An 18,184-nucleotide genomic window follows, 5' to 3' on the forward strand; every position below is an offset into this window, starting at 1 on the left:
AAAATTTCAGATATTATAGCCTTTTACTTGTTTCCGGACAACCTCTTTGGCTTCTTCTGTTTTATCAAGACATAAAGCAGCTATAGTAGCAAGAGCACCTCCCATGCTATGACCTGTAACATTAATTTTTAAACTTTTGATTCCTTCTAATCCTTTATCATTAGCATGCCCTTGTAATATCTTGTGTACGCTGGGCCAAGAGCGTTTGAATAAAGAGTAGAAACCAGAGTGGATATAATTATCTCCAGATAAAAATGATAACTTAGTCAAAGATGCACGAAGATCTTCCTTCAAATCATTCAAATCGCGAGTACCATGATAAGCTATAGTTACTTCCTTGTCTTTAATAAAAACATAACCAACATCTCGATTGTATGAATTGCTACCCGTCAAAGCATAGCCGACATTGTGTTGTTCTAATTTATAATCACTATCTGAGCAATATTTATCTTGAATGAGTTCATTGTCATAAAATTTTATTATTTGATAACCTGCTTCTTCAAACTGCCTTTTAGTTTCATATTCATCTTTCTTTAATTTCCTGTCCCCATCACCATAGGCAATTTTACTGAGAGTACACATTTCTAGTAATTTTTCTTTATCAAATTCTGCAATTTGTCCTGTTATCAGATCGGCAAGGTCAGAAGCATCATTTAACTCACTATTCTCAGAACGCTCTATATTCTTCCATATTTTAATTAAACTAGAAATGTCTTGATTCAAAAGCGCGTCGAGATCATGTTCATCTCGAGCTTCTAATTCACTCTTAATTGGTCCGAGCTTTTCAATTAAGACCTCTTTTATTAAAGTATTGCTAATATTTACAAAATCATCGCTAATAGAATTTTGATTATCAATAACACCTGGCATATTTCTTACTTACTACAAGCTTAATTAACTTAGTATACCACTATGCAATTATTTAGTCAAATAAGTTATCAATTTAATAAGATTAACCATAAATCTTTTCGTCTTCAACGGTACAAGCAATATTTGTTCAGGAGCGTTTCTGGGAGGAATATTACAGTAACTAGCGTTAACAGCAATTCAATTATTTACTTTCTTCACAAAACACAAAAAAAGTACGTATATTTGTGAGAGTTTTTTACGTAAAAGGGGTGTTTCAAAAACAAAAACGTAAAATTATTACAACAAAGCTAAGCGAATTAGTTCGTATATAAATGTGGCAAAATAGGCTAAAATAGCTAGTTTTAGGGTATAGTAAAATCATTATAAGTAAAAGTTCGCACAGAACAAGCGGTAGACCATCCCATCCCAAAGAAAAATGTTCTCACGGGTAGCGGTTTTTGTTGCTGGAAATGGTTGGATTATTTAAGTTATTAGCAATATATAATACTAAATTAATAGTAATTCATTTGAGAACAAAAAGAAAAATTTATGATAATTTTACATTTCAAATGGATATTGTTCTTTTTATAAAAAATATTCCTATACTATGTAAGGTCAAGTTCTAATCACATCAATTTTTCTTCCAAATTAAATCTTATCTTTTACAGTGGATCTTACGTTTAAATTATTTTATATCCAAAATTAAGGAAGTTATTCTAAACGGTACACAACTTCAGCATCTAAAGCTAGCTGATTTTAAGAAAATATCGCTCTCATGAATGTGCTTTACGGACAAAAGCTTTATTAATATCTTATATATTATTGTTAATAAACAACCCCCCAAAAAAAATATGCAGAAATAAATTAAAAGACCCATTACAACCAACGCGTAAATATGGAGTAAAGAAATACTTCATTCACCTATTAACCTCTACCTACTGCCTCTACCATTGCTATGATCATAAACTCTATTCACTCCATCAATTTCATCCAATACAGATTGCGGACCAAAATCAATTGATATCACTCTTTCTCCGCCTAATTGCAATGCTCCCCCACCTCCACGCTGTGGATATTGGAGTTCTAAAAATTGTAATAGTAATGGATCAATTTCATGTTGAATTCCTGGACGACCTTGAATCAATCTACCCCTAGGAGAAGATAGAGAATCATTTTGGAATAATTGTGAAATATTTCTTCTCCGATTTCTAAAGTATTGTTCATTTCTTTGAGGTTGTCTAGTGTCATTTCCAATTCCTGCACTAAGAAGACCACGTATATAACCTATAATACCTTCACCTTTCTCTCCAAAGTTACTATTTCCCTGTAAAGCTTGATCAATAGCTTGGTTAATATCCCTAGCATTTTCGTATGCCCATATGCCACAATTATGGCCATCTGTTTGCTGATGAACGGAAACATCATGGACATTATCATCGCTAATATCACATTCTCTTAAAGCTCCTCGAATATTATTGTCAATACGACTATCTGGACCAAGTGAATCAGCATAATACCCATAATAATTTCCATTTTGGTGGACAATAACTAATGTAACCCAATGACGATTACCTACATTAATAATAGCAGTTAATCTATCTTTTTCACCCGAATCTACTTTTTGTTTAAAGTTATCTATGTTACTACTTAATAAGTCCCTACCTGTTGGATCATTTTGATTTCCATCGACTCCTACTGAAGTTATTGCAAAATCATGACGATCATTAGTTGGATTAGATCGATCATCATGGAAAGTATATTGTCGTGCAGCGAAAAACATGTCATGAGTTTGTAGCCAATAACGGAAATTTTGATTTTCTGTTGCAAAGTCTAGTGCAAGTAGATTATGCACATCTTCTATTTCACGAGCGTTGTTTCTACGAAGGATAGTGTTTATTTGTTGTAATATTCCTTGTGCTGTAGAAGTACCACCTCCCCTTATTCTTGACCTTAATGTTTCTATTGCCTGTGCTCTAGTACCTTGCAAGTAACTAAATGGAACGTGCAGATTATCATCTATATCAAGCAAAAAAATCGAGTTCTGTCCTGGTCTTTTTTCCATGTAAAAGCGCCTGAAATTTTCACGAGTTTGATCTGACAATAGATTTTCTGGTGGATTTTCATCAATAACACTTTCAGGTCCCACTAATACTTCTGGTCTTGAGTCATGACCACGACGATCAAGTCTATGTACATACACTGCTTGTTGTGGAAGAGATATAAAGTCTTCTGCTCTCTGTGCACCTCTATTAAATACAGCATAAGACAAAACCACCTCATTTCCAGAAGTAATAGGCAAATATCCCCTTTGTTTGCTCACCAATTCTGTTATTTTGTACCTTGCCTCGTCTTGCTCCTGTTCTACTTCTTCTGCATTATCAGCAAATCCTAATACATATCCAATTGGGTGAGTATCTGCTGTAGGTTGTCTTAATAATAGAAGACCTAGTCTCTGTTCTGTAACTCTTGTAAGTATTACCCTTTCTCCTTCTTCTTCCTGCCACCTTTTTAAACTATATGTTTGACCAACTTTATACATAGCAAGCACTTTATAAGGATTATCACTAGCATAAAATGTACCATGTAGTATAGAGCGAAACTTATCTTTGCTATTTACATCTATTATCATATTGCCATGCGTATCTTCTGGCATTAATACTGCAGAAATGTTTCTAAATAATTCTTGATGCTGAAATCTATCTTGCCAGCCATCATTCATAACTTGATTTAAAGCATTATGCACATTTCCAGCATTAGGCACTTGCACAAGATTACCACCAAGAAAATTATTTGCATTATTATTTTGGTAATTGTGATATAAACCAAGGTTATCTGTATGAATATTAAGGCCAAGTTGATTATTAAGTGTGCATGAAACTTCCCGTACATGAACATTATTTCCGTCAACATTAAGATCTTGTAAATTGATGGCTCCTTGTTGTACAGCGTTGTTATCTCTAATATGAAGTATAACTATATCAGAACCTTGAGTATGGAAGACCATGGTTAAAGCATGATTCTCATCACCATATCTAAATATATACTTTCTTACACGTTGTTGAACTGCGTTTACTAATCTGAACTCTTCTAAAATACTATTCCCAAAAGCAAAACCAGTTATGCAATCAAATATTCTGTTATAATTCTCTGCATTTCTTGGTATTTCGTTAGGAAGATGTTGAAGCAAGAAATCTCTAATATTTTCTCTAATTCCTTCATCCTCCAAACACTCAAATAATCTTTGTACCAAAGGAAATCTATTCTCTAAAAACTCTACTGTATCAATACTAAAAGGATCTATATTCAGATTAAAATTTAATCCAATACAAACAGCATTTCTTGATTCAGTGTGAATAGATATAAATGAAGAAGCATGTAATCTTTTAGCATCAGCTCTAGCGCGGTTTAATGCAATATCAGACGATGTCCTCCATCTAGTAACATTAATAACGATAGGAATGTTTTCTCTCTCTGCCTGATGACATATAAGAAAAGCAACATATGAATTTCCAGGAGACAAGTCAAGGTCAATATCTATTGTGTAGAGATGAATAAAATTTGCCAACAAACCTAAGAAAAATCCGTGACTCTCAAACTTTTGACTGCGATTTTGAATGTCATTTTGTAGGCTGCCTAGGTAACTACGATAGATTCGAGTTATGTATGGCAAAATTCCTTCATTTATTCCACGTTCTATATTTATTCTTTGGTTACTTGCTAGCACTTCCATAAAACTGAAAATCCCTTGCTGACCCGGTGCAACTTGCACAAAATTGACCAAATGACCAAGCTGTACTCTCTGATCTTGATTGAGTCGTATACTTCCTATTTCCTTAACTGTCAACAAACTGCGTGGCGCAGGCGCATTAATCCCATTAAGCCTATTGCGTTCTATATGCCTAAGAAGGCTAATCTCAGACGCTGAATATTTAGCAAATCTATCTCTACCTTGAGAATCTTTTTCACGAATCACCTCGAATACTGTTGCAATCGCCTCTCCCTGACTCTTGCCCTTTCCATGCATGCATACTTTGTATTGCTCAAAATTTAGGTCTTCTTCCCTTAAATTTGGATTTTGCCCTCTAATCTCTCGCACTAGAGCATTTCTTTCCCTTGTACTGAACCTTAACCCATCACTATTAAGACGATCAGAAATACTGTAGCATCTGACAACTTGCTGTCCGTCACGATAAACAGCGACTTTTAGGTTCCCTGTATTTCTATTTCTACCACCTGTATCAATACCATGATTATCAAAACGAAAATACACTCTCTCATTTGCTTTTAAGATATTAGCATCATGAGCAGTAGCAAACATACTGAAAAAGAATACAGGAAGGAAACGTCCTGTACTTACATGATACAAGAAAAATGGACATTGATCTAAAAAGGATTCAAACTCTTGTCTAAAACCATCAAGATCTCCATCCACTAAACTTCTTATTAAAGACACAAAGCACCTCTCTATTTGCTAAGACCAGAAAAACCACTCACATTAATGAGTAGACTAGATTCTTCTTTTCTTATGAGAACCAGAAATACCACTCACACTAGGAGCTTCAAACTCAGACTGTGGGCCATCACCAGAACCATCAAGTGGCAAAGATACCTTAGATTGAGACCGCAAATTATTCCAAGGACCATCACCTACAGAAGGTAAAGTTACTTTCTCTAACTGAAGAAATAACTCTTCTGCAAACTTGCCGTAATCTACACCTTTCCTCTTTCCTTCCCTACCACATATTCTAAGATTTTCTATCATGACTTCTTTAAAAAGGTCAAACTTTTCAGGAAAGCAACCTTTGGCAAATGAAATCATATCTAATATTTCTTCTTTCTCTATTTCCCTATCGGGCTTACAAACATCTTCTCGTTTCCAATTAATGATTAATCCCCCAAGTACACTCTTTATAGGAACTGTATAATTAGAAGTATTAACAGAGGTCTCTCTGTATTCAGCAAAGCGTTCACATTTCCAAATCTCCATAATAAGGGATCTAGCTTGAACACTTAACTCAGGATTTTTCAACATCACATTTGAAAGTGAATAAAGAAAAAGTTCATAGTCTTGCTGTGAGAATATCTTGTCCGAACAGTCTCCTCCTGCTGAAACGCCTTTATAACACCAGCACTGTACCAAATCATGAACCGTATCAAAAAAACATGACTCTATTAATTCAGCAAGAAGGGAATATACTCCCTTATCTTTCTGCAATAATTTCTGTAAAAGAGTATCTTTATCGCCTATATTCCTTACACAAAAATCTAAAATAGGAGCGTCTTTCTCAACAGATTGAGGACGAGAAAGAGCAACAATAGCTTCTGTAAGCTTCTTCTCCTTATCTTTTTCCTCTAACTGATTATAAAAATACTCTACCCCTTCGCTCCACTTAAGTTTTACAGCACTGTCAAAACCTTCTACTGCATCATACTTCTTTAATTCCCCAGATTCTCTATCGATCCAGAAATCAAACACAGGACCATTTCTCTTCATGGATGATAGCAGAATGTTTCTTACATATTGATCACTGATCGGATTACCTTGACTATCTACCTCTTCTGAAGTAAATTGACCTCTAGAGAGTACAAACTGTTTGTTGAAAAAATCACCTATCTTGCCCGTTATACAGTACCTAGATGCCATACCATACCTTGGTAGTGGGTTATCGATTTCTCCTATTTTCTCTTCAGTCAATTTCTGACCTAAAACAGTATTATTTAACCTTGTACCTAACCAACAACCTTCATCTCGAAAAACATTATATAAGAATTCCAGCTTATCATCCTTAAAAAGTTTGATATACTCTATATAGGTCTCGACCCACCTTTTAATAGCTAACTTTCTTCCAGCCGCAATGTCACGATCTGTATGTTTTATCACATCTTGTAGCTTTTTAAGCACTTCAGCCTGACGTTTTGTTTCTATTGGCATTTAAACCTCCCTATATCATGAAAACAACGCTATGGTACTAAATTTGTAACTAAGTTACAACACCTAATTACTCCAGAAAGACCTATTTGATACCCAAACGTTCTGGTCAGGCCTAGAGAAATCTGTCTGGAATTATTGAGTATTTTCTAGAAATCTTAATTTGACAGCTAACACCAGGTTTTCTGGAGACTATAGGTGATGCACTTTTTCTATTTATATTCCCAAGAATAAGGTCAGTAGATATGTTGTTTTCCAGAAGAATATTAGTAAGATTAATTGGAGAAGTGCTTATGACTTTAACTAAGTGTGTTTTAACTTCGCCCTTAAGTTCTGTTCAGCAGTATCTGTTAGTGTTAGGTAAGGTTATGGTTGTAAATACAAAATCCGATCAGCAGAGGGCTGAAGATGATCTATATACTGTTTTGAGATTCAAAGAAAAAGGAGATTTTGAAAGACGGATAAGAGAACTGCTTGTTAACGATTATAAGAAACTTAAAAAACCACTGAGCAAACTCCTTGGTAAGTTAGAAAGTAAAATAAGGACTGATAAAGAGAATAACCAAGCAGCCAGAAACGTTTATGATCAAATCAAAAAATCTAAAACTAATGAAGATAAATTAAGTAATTTATTGAACTTTAAAAAACAGCTAAAAGCTTTCCTAAAAAATCAAGATGATTGTAGTATTGTGTTAAATGCGATTGACTCTGCAAGTGTTATCCCTGTTATTGAAGTTAATGGTGTGCATCCAAAAGATAGTGAGATCAAAAAGTTAAAAAAAGCTCAACCTCTCACCTCTAACAGACAAGACTTTGAAGAAGCTCTAGGATACATAGAATCACAAGAAAAAGTTATGGGGATTACATTAGAGGAAATTATGGAATACAAGCAACACTCTGTTAAGATTTTTCTACTGAACCGTGTTCATTCATGCAAAAATGGGCATTCTCAATTGCATCCTGATGTAAAAGAAGCTATAGCAATATTATCAAATGATAAGCTGAGAGCTTTCTACGATGAAGAAGTAAAGAAGAAGACGCTACAACCAATATTGTCCTACAAAGAATGTGAACAATTATATGATAAAATTAACTATGAAAAAAATGAATCTCGTATTATAATCGAAAGAGAAGAACTTGGAGAGAATGTTAGGAGGGTAATGGGAGTGAAGCGCTTTACGAATGAAAGCAGTAGAGAAGATCAGAAAAATGGTACTAGTCCAACAGGAACTTCTACAAATTATAGACAAGAGCAAGTTGCCTCTAGTGGTGATAGAACACTTTATAATAGTGATATACCTTCACTAGGTAGATCGATTAAGAGCAGCCGAAGTGCACTGTTTATGCCATTTGGAGCTTCTGTTGATACGAGTACCCCGATTAAACCTGCCAATCCATCTAACCTAGTTACCACTGGTGAGAATTATACTAGTAATGCAGATCTGAGTGATGAATTGAACGTAAGTGAAGTAACTAAAATTGTTGAACGAATGGAGCTATTATCCAATAGTTTAAAAAAAATCCAAGAAATTGTGGAAAAGCTGGGTAATACTACACTAAGTGAAGAAGTGATAGTTCATGAGAGACATTTCAAAAAGTTTATGGATTTTGTAGGAGAAATTCTCGTAGATATTGGTACAAGATTACCACAAAGTGATTCTAAAAGCATGTATCTTGAACAAAAATTGAAGGGATTGGAAAAGATGAATGAATCCTTAGATAACAGTGTTCAAGAGTTAGAGAAAAAAGTAGATAAACTTGAAAAAGAGAATAAAGATTTTCTAGCAGAAAATGATGAACTTAAGGAAAAACTTGCTACAGCGAAAGAAGAAAAGGAATTGCTATTTAATAAAAAAGAAAAGATGCAGGAAGTTATAAATGGGCTGAATGAGAACAATCAACGATTAATGCAAAAAATAAATGGGTTAGAAGATGATTATGAGTATTTGTTAAGAGCGGAAAAGACAAAAAGAGAAACCGAAGATTCGTGTATACAAGTGGAGGATGCAGATATACCGGAAGGAAAAGCTGAGTTATGTAAAGACTATGAAATTAAACTAGTAAAGCTGGAACAAGAGATAGATGCAAAAGGGAAACAATGTGAGGAATTGCTATTAGAAAATAGTATATTACGAGGAAATATAGAACGATTAAAGGAAGAGAATAAACGATTAGAAGGCATTGAAGAAAGCTTTAGTATCGATCTCTCACATTTTTGCTCTGTAAAAAATTTGCATGATGAGCTTATTCTAGCTAATGAACAGCCGGAAAATATTGATATATCAATCCAGGATGAGATGGATTCAAAAGTTGCCACTGAGTCTGTGGGTGTTAATGTAAAACAAGGTTATAGTAAAAGGACTAGCAACCTATCTCGAGTCTCTGAACAAAGTTCAGCAGTAAAATCTCAATTCTCAGAAGCAAGAGCTCAGAGTAGAAAGCAAATAATTTATGCCTCTGCTTCTCTTATATTATCTGGAGTATTTGCTGTTGGCACAAGTTTAACAATGTCTCATTTAGGAATATCTATTTCACTTGCTTTGACTGCATTAACTTTCCTTACATTGGGATGTTATTGTTCATATAAGGCAAGTACAACGCTTAGGAATATTGAACTTGATCGAACTTTTAAAATGGCTGATCATGAAGCTGTTTTTATGGTTCCCAGCTTATAACTATGTGGAAAAATATATTGTTTTACTCACCCCAAGAAAAGAGATAATGGGAAAGATAAAAAGGTCTATCAGTTCTCGGTGCGGCAGATTAATTTCTGACGGTGATATAGAGCATTACTTATTTCTCTAGAGAATAGGGAATTGGCGAATAGAGTTCTAGGTGTAGAAGGAGATATAGATGAAGAAAAGACCAGATTTAGTAGAAAAATATAAGGGCTTCTTTGTAAATGATAGTAAGGGAACAGCAAAGTAGTTATATTAAGGGACTGGTTTTATGTTCTGAACTCAGATTTTCGTTAGGTTATAAAAGAAGTAATATCGAGACCTTACTTTGAAATTCCAGATTATCAGAGTACTTTGCTCTTCTGAAGTGAGTGATGTTGGAATACCTCTGGATCGCAGTACTAATAACCAAAATTAAAGAGTAAATAGTTTATAATTTAAGTATTTATAATAGAGAAATTAGCATGTATCTAAATTTGAGCAGCAAATACCTTGAAATTACCATCAATTCAGTAAAATTGAAGAGTTTTAATGGTTTAATCATGTAAAGTATTCAATAAACTGCCGTTTTTAAATTTTATCAGACTCAGTTAAAAGAGTGGAGATTTTAATGATTTACCTCAAATCTAATTAAGAGTTAAAGTGAGAAGATGTTTTAGTTTTTATGCACCTTCCTCTCTACTAATTAAGGCGTTCTTTTTATTTGCGGCTTTTCAGACGTACGATTCTGCTTAGCAACCAATCCGGTACTTCTCTACCCTTTTCCCACTTAGCAAACCTCATCTTTTCTTTTAGGTAGTACTCTCTGTAAGCTTTTACTGAATGACTAGACTTATATTGATCTGGTAACGCCTGTACAAAAGGCTTTATATCGGTTGATTGAAAAACAAGCAAATTCTTATTACTATCACACCAATCTATAACTTCTTCTGATCTATGTTTTCTTTTATATCGCCAAGTATACTCTTTGCACAGCTCCCTTCCGTATTTTATTAACCAGAAAAAGTTCCCTTTGGATTGTCTAGCCCATAGAGAACAAGGGTGGTTTTTGTGAGTAAGTTTATATGGAACTTCTATATTCTGGTCTGTGATGCTGACTAAAGGATTTGGCACTTTTAATGCTATTGAAAAAACATTACTCAGTAACTGAGCAGTTTCTAATAGCATTTTTACTATATGCTTATCACATAACATTTTTGCCGCAATCTCTGGGTTTTCATCTAGTACAAAGATGTTCATCTAAACATCCAAAGAGCTTAAGTCTTTAATTTCATTAGCTGTAAGACCAGTAGTTTGAGCTATGATATCAATAGAAACTCCTGCTTTAAGTAGATTCTTTGCAACTTCAATTTCCCTCTCTTTTCTGCCTTTTTCATGTCCGATGAGGATGCCTTTTGCAGTAGCATCATCAAGTTTTTGAGCAAGGACAGCCTGTTCATCAAGAATACGTTTTATTTCCTGTTCATAGGCAATAAATTCTTTTTCTGACCAGTTGAACCTATTTAGTTCTTCATAGGCCTTTTTAATTATTAGATCACTACCTATTATTTTTTCCAGCTCTTCTTCACTAGTCTCATCTGCATATTTAAAGAAGTAGACCCATTTCTCAACAATACTTGAAAGCTGATCTTCTTTGGTTTTTGGAAATTTAGGCAACTCAATAAATATAAAGTAAAAATCTTTTAGATCATGTTCATTAGTATCTTCATCGCGAATGGTATGCTTTGACTTATACTCAGACTTATCAGGAAATAAAATACAGTCTGCTATAGCAATAAAGATAATTTCCTTAAGGTCATGATATTGATCGCCTTTGTCAGCCTGTCTTGAATAGGCTTTAGCAGCATAGTATTGAGCACGTTTTTCAAAGCCCTTAGTTTTAGCGACCTGCATTTCGACTATCACTTGCAGCCCATTTTTATCTCTACAAAGAACATCAACAATGCTTTGTTTTTTAGAAGCAATATCAGGATCTTGAATAGTACTTAAAAACTCTATATCCTGTATTGCATTTGTTCCAGCAAAGCCGAGAATATCATTAAGAAAGTGAATAAGGATATCTTTATTTTTTTCAGTACCAAAGATGCGCTTGAACGATATATCATTCTTGGGATCGAGAAACTTCGAAAGAGCCATAGGAAATCCACTTAAAAAGCATTAATAATTATACACAATTGTGAAGAAATATTCAACTAAAATTCAAACATAGAAAGAAGCATCCCTTTTGTATATCTTTATTTGGTAGTATTAACCTGTATAATATTTATGGCAAATATCTCGATAAGGTACAAAATAGCACAAAAAGTAAGGAGCTGGAGGTTAAAGCGAGGTTATACTCAAAAAGATTTAGCGGGAAAAATTGGCGTAACGTATCAAGTAGTACTACAATATGAAAAAGGAACACGTAAAATTTCGATTGAGAAATTGTATGCTATAGCAGAAGTGTTATCGGTTGGCATCATAGATCTTATTCCTGTATCAAGTGAAAAAATTTGCCTTAAAAACGAAGAAGAGGAAATATTAAATCTAGTAAGAAAATATAAAACGATTAATGATCAAGAGTTGCGCAAGGTGTTTTACTTGCTAACAAAATTTACCCGAGTTGGTGAGAAAAGTAGTAAAAAAGCAGAGAAGGTAAAAATTGCAAAGGGTATGGTTAAAGCAGGAATTTCTGTTGATATTGTTTCACAAGCAATTGGCCTCTCTGCTAATGAGTGTGTTGAAGAAAAAACAGGTTCTATCTACTACCAAATAGGAAAAAAGATAAAAGAATGGAGGCTAGTGAGAGAGTATACTCAAAAGGATTTGGCTGAGAAAATGGATACAACACGTGATGAAATAAGCAACTATGAGCAAGGACGTGTGGCCATTCCACTGGAAAAATTATATGCAATAGCAGAAACATTATCAATTAGCATTACAGATCTGCTCATAGAGGAAGATGAGATAGTAGAAAGTGAGCTACCTGATTTAATAAAAGAATACAAAAAAATTGAGAGTCAAGAATTACGCTATGCGCTAATAAAATCTCTGTTTGAAAGCATACAAATTTGCGAAGAAAAAGTGAAAAGAGCAGAAAAGATGAAAATTGCAAAGGATTTAGTGAAAGGAGGAATTTCTACCGATATTATTTTGCAAATAACAGGCCTCTCTTTAGGCGAAATTCAACAGATTTAAAATAAAAAATCAGTATATATTAATATCTTTACTCTTAGATGAAAAAATAAGTAAAAAAGATTGAGAAATTGATTTGACTTCACTCGAAAGCTATGGCTTTATGCCAATGCTGATAAAAAACAGCAGTAAATATCTAAAAAAAGTTTGTTGTTAGTGAAAGGTAAATTATATGAATAAAAGTAAAGAAGAAATCGAATTCAGAATATTAGAAAGCAAAGGCAAAGCACTACTTGATCGTGAAATAATGGAAACGTTTCTAAGTGCAGTACATGAAAGCCCACAGGCTCAAGAAATTGCTAAAAATTTGGTGAATACTTATACAGGAGTAGGAAGGATTTTAGGTAGAGAAATGGATGACCTGAAAGTTATAGAAGGAGTAACTGATTCTGCAGTAGCAATGATTATGTGTGTTAAGGAAACACTAGAAAGGGTACTGAAAGAAAAGCTTAAGAGTGAGCCAATCATGGACTTACAAGGGATAGTAGAGTACTTAAACGTAAGTATAGGCCACTCAGAAAGGGAATGTGTAAAAATACTGTACTTGAATAAAAGGCGTCAACTAATTGGAGAAGAATCCTATATTGGTGAAATGGAAAAAGCACCAGTATACATAAAGGAAATTACAAGAAAGGCATTAATGAAAAATGCAACATCAATAATAATGTCACATAACCATCCTGGAGGGAGCTTAGAGCCATCAGAAGAAGATCAAGCAGTAACGAAGAGCTTAGCAGCAGCATGTAGTACTGTAAGCGTAAAATTGTTTGACCATATTATCATCACAAGTGGAGGCTATTTCAGCTTTCGAGAAAATGGATTGTTATAGTAGAAAGTATTTGCAAATCTACTCATTATAATTTATAATGAGTAGTAAGATGTATAAAGTTTATTGTACGCTTAAAAAGTATTTTTAATATGAGGTTTATATGACTAGTAAAGATCGGAATAAAAAGACTAATGTTAATCACAAGAAAATATTTGGTGCTCTTGAAGGCGTTGATATAAAGCAGTCTAAATTTGTGAGTAAAATTAATAACCAGAAGGAGATAAACCGGGAGGCCTCCCCTAGCAGAAACATTCGCGAAAACAAAATCAACTACGGGAAAAGCCTTGACTATGTTTATGGCACAAAACCTTTAAATGATCAAGCAGAAGATTTAAATCCATTTGCTTCAAATTTGCAAAAAATAAAACCAAGTGCAAGCGAAAGTGAAAAGTTGAGCTGGTTTAAGAGTGCTGTAGTAGAGACAAAAAACGTAAATGCATTGCATAAAGTTATAGAGCAAGTATTAGCCTCTGGAGCAAGAGTAAATGCATGTAATGATGGGGAGTGGAGCTTCGCAGAATACATGATATTGTGCACACACTTTCACAGATTAGAAAAAAGTGATCGAAAAAAGATAATGCGTAAGCTAATGCTAAGTGGTGCAGAGTTTCATGATACTCTACTACAGAATAAACTGATAGGTGAAATCTATAATGAGCTACAACCAGAAGTTCAGCCACAGATAGATGAGAGACTAGAAGAACTAGAGAAAGCTGGCGAAAGTGCTGTGCAAGAAGGAGAATTAATAGATGTTGAGATAGATAATACAACATCGTACATAGAGTTTTCTGGGAATAGCAAGGTAGAGGTAGCCAAAATACTGAGAGAGTTAGGGAGTAACATTTTAAAAATGGGTAATAATGCAGTTGAGATCAGAAGGGAGGAAGGAGGTGCAAGAAATTACGTTGATGTATCAGATGGTAGCTCCGTTGTGTTAGAATTTCCTACAAGCCTTGGTAAGCTAAATATTGTATTGTACCAGGACGTAAAAAACTGCAGTCAGGTACAAGTAAAAGTAGCGGATAAGGAAATGTGGGCTGAATTACAAAAAAGAGGAGAAGAAATTGGAAAAAATTGCCTTTTTGGGGGAGTGAAACTTAAGAAAGTGGTAGAAAGAGGTAATTTCACTAGGTGCGGCATATGGAGTGAAAAGCAGAAGGAAGTAAGTGAAAAATTGTTTTCATGGGCAGACAAAGTACGTGAAAATAGTAAAGAAACTTGTAGGGCACTTTAATTCATCAATTTAAAGGTTCCAGAGTCTGGCTATTATATCTGGAGCCTTTGAGCTATAGTATAAAATATTATATGTATGGTTCTTTTTGTGGAAAAAAGTCTAGATTATAAAGTGGGAGAAAAATTAAAAAGTTGGAGGTTAGAGAGAGGGTATACTCAGAAAGATTTAGCAGAGAAACTTGGTGTAAAGTACTGGGTAATACTTCAATATGAAAAAGGGAATCGTAGAATTTCAATTGAAAGGTTATATGCTATAACTGAGGCACTATCAATCAGTATTACGGATCTAATTCCTATATCAAAAAGCTGTCTTGAAGATGAGGGAGAAGAAATCTTAAATCTAGTAAGAGAATATAAAAAGATTAATGACCAGGAGTTACGTAAGATGTTTTGTTTACTAACCAATTTTGTCCAAGTTAGTGAAAAAAGTAGTAAAAAAGCAGAGAAAATAAAGATTGCAAAAGGTTTGGTTAAAGCAGGAGTTTCTGTTGATATTGTTGCAAAAACAATTGGCCTCTCTGCTGATGAATGCGTTGAAGAAAAAGGAGGTTCTATTTACTGCCAAATAGGAAAGAAGATAAAAGAATGGAGGCTAGTGAGAGAGTATACTCAAAAAGATTTAGTAGAAAAAATGAGTACAACACGTGACGAAATAAGCAACTATGAGCAAGGAAGGACTGCTGTTTCACTTGATAAATTATATGAAATGGCAGAAGCATTATCGATTAATATTACGGATCTACTAATAGAGGAAGGGAGTAAAGTGAAAAATGAGCTACCTGATTTGATTAAAGAATACAAAGAAATTGAGAGCCAAGAACTACGGCATGCACTAATAAAGTCTTTGTTTGAAGGGATACGGATTTGTGAGGAGAAAGTGAGAGAGATAGAAAGGATTAAAGTTGCAAAGGATTTAGTAAAAGGGGGAATTTCTATTGATATTATTTTGCAAATAATCGGTTTATCCGTTGATCAAATTGCATGAAAATTTATTTCTAAGTAAGGTATATATGTTTGTTTCTGTAAGCGATATTAGTTCTATAAGCTACAAAATAGGACAAAAAATAGAAGATAGCAGGTTAATGCGAGGGCATACTCAAGTAGAATTGGCAAGTGAAATAGGTTTAACATACCAAGAAGTAAACAGCTATGAAAATGGGTATATTCCTATTCCAATTGAAGTACTATATGTAATAGCAAGAGTATTGTCAGTTAATGCTATAGATTTATTACCCGAACCAGTAATAGTAAGGGAAGACAGCTATGAAGACGAGGAAATACTCTATCTAACGAAAATATATGAGAATCAAAAGTTAGGCAAAATAGTACCTTCATTAGTCAGGTTTGTTCATATTAGCGAAAAAATTAATCAAGAAGAGGCAAGGTTGGAAATAGCAAAAAATCTAGTGAAAGAAGGAGTTTCAGTTGACATAATTTCCCAGGCAACCGGCTTATCTATTTACGAGTATGATAATACAGAGAGAGAAATCTGCACTGATTCTATATATTACAGAATAGGGCAAAGAATAAGAGAATGGAGGTTAATAAGAAGGTATACTCAAAAAGATTTAGCGGATAAAGTTGGCGTAACACTCAAGGAAATACATGAATATGAAATAGGTTATACTACCATACTATTTGATAAATTATATGAAATAGCAGGAGCATTATCAGTAAATATTAAAGTCTTGCTACCTGAAACGAGAGAAAGTAAAAAGCTATTGAGTTTAATAAACGAGTACAGAGAACCGGAATCATTAGATGCGTTAGTCAAATCTCTATCTGAAGATATGAAAAGCGGCAAGGAAAAAGTTAAAAAAGCAGAGAAAATCAGGGTTGCGAAAAATCTAGCAAAGGCAGGTGTTGCAATTGATATTATTGTGCGAGCAAGTGGCCTAACTGCTGATGAGTGTGAAAATTGAATTGTGTTAAAGACGGTACTGAGAAACATTATATTAAGATATAAGTAAAGATGGTTACGTATTTAATACATCTATTCTGAAAATTTGTTTAGCTGACTCAACTGAAGCATTTTCGTAAAGTTTTGCTGCTAATTTGCTTGTTTGATAACTTTCTTTAACGTCTTCACAGCTAACACTGAAAACACATATTGCTAATGCTAGCAGAGAAGCTAGTTGGTAAAATTGCCACAGCCGTCAGTACTCCCGATTACTTTTCCTGATAATGTGATAGTATTCGCAAGTATTATCATATATTACAAAAAAATCAGTTAGCATTTCTGTTTATTAAAATTATACAATAAAGCTGCACTTTATATAATACTTCTCAAATCATTTCTACTAAATATTTATGAATATGGTTAAACAGTAGATAGAGGAAAACTTGTCTAGTATTGATCTTTTTTATAGTAAAGTTATCTCATAAAATATTAAATTGGGAGTTTTATGGATCACAGATTAAGAGCTTATTTGCTTGGAGTTACCTGGTTTATACTCAGTTTACTTAGTAGTGTAGCTAATGATACTATATCAAAATATCTAAGTTTACATCTCCAAAGTTTTGAAGTAATCTTTTTCCGCTTTTTATTTAGCACTATTACCCTTGTACCTTTTATGCTTTACTATGGAAGAGAAGCTTTTAAAACAAGTCAAATATCTATTCAGATAACTAGAGGAGTATTGTTATTTGTTGGAATAACCTTGTGGACCTATGGGTTAGCTATTTTTCCCATAGTAACTGCAACAATTATAAGTTTTTCTATACCATTATTTGTTATACTTCTTGCAATCCCTTTACTAAATGAAAATATAATTTGGCAAAGATGGTCAGTAACTGTTATTGGCTTTGTTGGTATTGCTATTACTACCAAAGCTTATAGTGAAGACTTTAATCCTAAAATTCTTATTTTTATTGTATCTACATTAATCTTTGCTATATTAGACATACTTAATAAGAAACTCGCAATAAAAGAGTCCGTAATAAGTATGTTATTTTATTCAGCTCTAACAACAACTATTTTTTCCACTGTGCCTTTGCTGTTTTATTGGCATTTGCCTTCCTTGTTAGAATTAGTATTACTACTGATTTTGGGAATTAATTCAAATCTAATTCTGTTCTTCACATTAAAAGCTTTTACTCTTGCAGATGCTACTGCACTTGCACCATATAGATACATAGAGCTAATAATTTCTGCAATAGTAACATATGTTATGTTTAATGAGTTGCCTGATAAAAGTGCTTTGTATGGTATTTTAATATTAATACCATCGACTTTGTTTATAGTTTATTCAGAAAGTAAAGTAATTAAGAAAAATAATGTATGCAACGCTAGAGTAAAAATTTATGACTCTAATTGTTAATGATGTTCTTTTTAAATGTTTAAGCAGTTGAGCTACATTAGGATATTTTTAAGGTGATGACAAGATGTATATAACCATTATAGGAATAGGGTATGTAGGTTTAGTATCTTGTGCAATGTTATCAGAGCCATACGCGTCAAGTTAAGGAAATAAAGGTATGAAAGAGATAGAA

At 33.6% G+C, this 18,184-nt stretch carries 12 protein-coding genes; 7 read left to right on the top strand and 5 right to left on the bottom strand.

Annotation, left to right across the window (positions count from 1 at the left end; genetic code table 11):
* Window positions 1–6: 6 nt before the first annotated feature.
* From JR312_RS00735 to cifA, 3 genes are all read right to left on the bottom strand, one after another.
* Complete coding sequence (locus tag JR312_RS00735; RefSeq protein WP_138317963.1) at window positions 7–870, bottom strand: lipase family protein; 864 nt, start codon at window positions 868–870, stop codon at window positions 7–9.
* Between the two features lie 910 nt (window positions 871–1,780).
* Complete coding sequence (gene cifB, locus JR312_RS00740) at window positions 1,781–5,281, bottom strand: cytoplasmic incompatibility factor CifB (RefSeq protein ID WP_416647487.1); 3,501 nt, start codon at window positions 5,279–5,281, stop codon at window positions 1,781–1,783.
* A gap of 75 nt (window positions 5,282–5,356) precedes the next feature.
* Window positions 5,357–6,781 (bottom strand): cytoplasmic incompatibility factor CifA, encoded by a 1,425-nt coding sequence (gene cifA, locus JR312_RS00745; RefSeq protein WP_155968735.1) that lies wholly within the window; start codon window positions 6,779–6,781, stop codon window positions 5,357–5,359.
* 242 nt (window positions 6,782–7,023) lie between these two features.
* On the opposite strand from cifA, the gene JR312_RS00750 reads away from it, so the two are divergent.
* The gene (locus tag JR312_RS00750) at window positions 7,024–9,453 is read left to right on the top strand and encodes a TomO hydrophobic C-terminal domain-containing protein (RefSeq protein ID WP_416647478.1); all 2,430 of its coding nucleotides are present in this window, start codon (window positions 7,024–7,026) and stop codon (window positions 9,451–9,453) included.
* Between the two features lie 702 nt (window positions 9,454–10,155).
* On the opposite strand, the gene JR312_RS00755 is transcribed toward JR312_RS00750, so the two are convergent.
* On the bottom strand, window positions 10,156–10,695 hold the full coding sequence (locus JR312_RS00755) for a pyrimidine dimer DNA glycosylase/endonuclease V (protein WP_010082266.1): 540 nt from the start codon (window positions 10,693–10,695) through the stop codon (window positions 10,156–10,158).
* Window positions 10,696–11,592, bottom strand: a complete 897-nt coding sequence (locus JR312_RS00760; protein WP_010962719.1) for an Rpn family recombination-promoting nuclease/putative transposase — start codon at window positions 11,590–11,592, stop codon at window positions 10,696–10,698. It abuts the gene before it with no gap.
* A gap of 129 nt (window positions 11,593–11,721) precedes the next feature.
* On the opposite strand from JR312_RS00760, the gene wmk (JR312_RS00765) reads away from it, so the two are divergent.
* The 6 genes from wmk (JR312_RS00765) (at window position 11,722) to JR312_RS00790 (ending at window position 18,012) form a co-directional block, all read left to right on the top strand.
* Window positions 11,722–12,633, top strand: a complete 912-nt coding sequence (gene wmk, locus JR312_RS00765; protein WP_010962718.1) for a WO male-killing family protein Wmk — start codon at window positions 11,722–11,724, stop codon at window positions 12,631–12,633.
* A 169-nt stretch (window positions 12,634–12,802) separates the two neighbouring features.
* A complete protein-coding gene (locus JR312_RS00770) occupies window positions 12,803–13,459 on the top strand; it encodes a JAB domain-containing protein (RefSeq protein WP_006280787.1) in 657 nt (218 codons plus the stop codon).
* Window positions 13,460–13,559: 100 nt separating this feature from the next.
* A complete protein-coding gene (locus JR312_RS00775; protein WP_416647479.1) occupies window positions 13,560–14,693 on the top strand; it encodes a hypothetical protein in 1,134 nt (377 codons plus the stop codon).
* A gap of 75 nt (window positions 14,694–14,768) precedes the next feature.
* Entirely contained in the window at window positions 14,769–15,677 is a 909-nt protein-coding gene (gene wmk, locus JR312_RS00780) for a WO male-killing family protein Wmk (protein WP_416647480.1), read from the top strand.
* A 25-nt stretch (window positions 15,678–15,702) separates the two neighbouring features.
* On the top strand, window positions 15,703–16,614 hold the full coding sequence (wmk, locus tag JR312_RS00785) for a WO male-killing family protein Wmk (RefSeq protein ID WP_416647481.1): 912 nt from the start codon (window positions 15,703–15,705) through the stop codon (window positions 16,612–16,614).
* Window positions 16,615–17,097: 483 nt separating this feature from the next.
* Entirely contained in the window at window positions 17,098–18,012 is a 915-nt protein-coding gene (locus tag JR312_RS00790; RefSeq protein ID WP_006280073.1) for a DMT family transporter, read from the top strand.
* The last annotated feature ends 172 nt before the right edge of the window (window positions 18,013–18,184 follow it).

This window comes from Wolbachia endosymbiont of Nasonia giraulti, assembly GCF_048054155.1.
GTDB lineage: Bacteria > Pseudomonadota > Alphaproteobacteria > Rickettsiales > Anaplasmataceae > Wolbachia > Wolbachia pipientis_C.

Bases quoted from the DNA above. Each gene is read 5' to 3' on its own strand.
- JR312_RS00755 (WP_010082266.1), bottom strand. From the start codon at position 10,695: ATGAACATCTTTGTACTAGATGAAAACCCAGAGATTGCGGCAAAAATG.
- wmk (WP_416647480.1), top strand. From the start codon at position 14,769: ATGGTTCTTTTTGTGGAAAAAAGTCTAGATTATAAAGTGGGAGAAAAA.
- JR312_RS00770 (WP_006280787.1), top strand. From the start codon at position 12,803: ATGAATAAAAGTAAAGAAGAAATCGAATTCAGAATATTAGAAAGCAAA.
- cifA (WP_155968735.1), bottom strand. From the start codon at position 6,781: ATGCCAATAGAAACAAAACGTCAGGCTGAAGTGCTTAAAAAGCTACAA.
- wmk (WP_416647481.1), top strand. From the start codon at position 15,703: ATGTTTGTTTCTGTAAGCGATATTAGTTCTATAAGCTACAAAATAGGA.
- JR312_RS00750 (WP_416647478.1), top strand. From the start codon at position 7,024: ATGTTGTTTTCCAGAAGAATATTAGTAAGATTAATTGGAGAAGTGCTT.
- JR312_RS00790 (WP_006280073.1), top strand. From the start codon at position 17,098: ATGGATCACAGATTAAGAGCTTATTTGCTTGGAGTTACCTGGTTTATA.
- JR312_RS00735 (WP_138317963.1), bottom strand. From the start codon at position 870: ATGCCAGGTGTTATTGATAATCAAAATTCTATTAGCGATGATTTTGTA.
- wmk (WP_010962718.1), top strand. From the start codon at position 11,722: ATGGCAAATATCTCGATAAGGTACAAAATAGCACAAAAAGTAAGGAGC.
- JR312_RS00760 (WP_010962719.1), bottom strand. From the start codon at position 11,592: ATGGCTCTTTCGAAGTTTCTCGATCCCAAGAATGATATATCGTTCAAG.
- JR312_RS00775 (WP_416647479.1), top strand. From the start codon at position 13,560: ATGACTAGTAAAGATCGGAATAAAAAGACTAATGTTAATCACAAGAAA.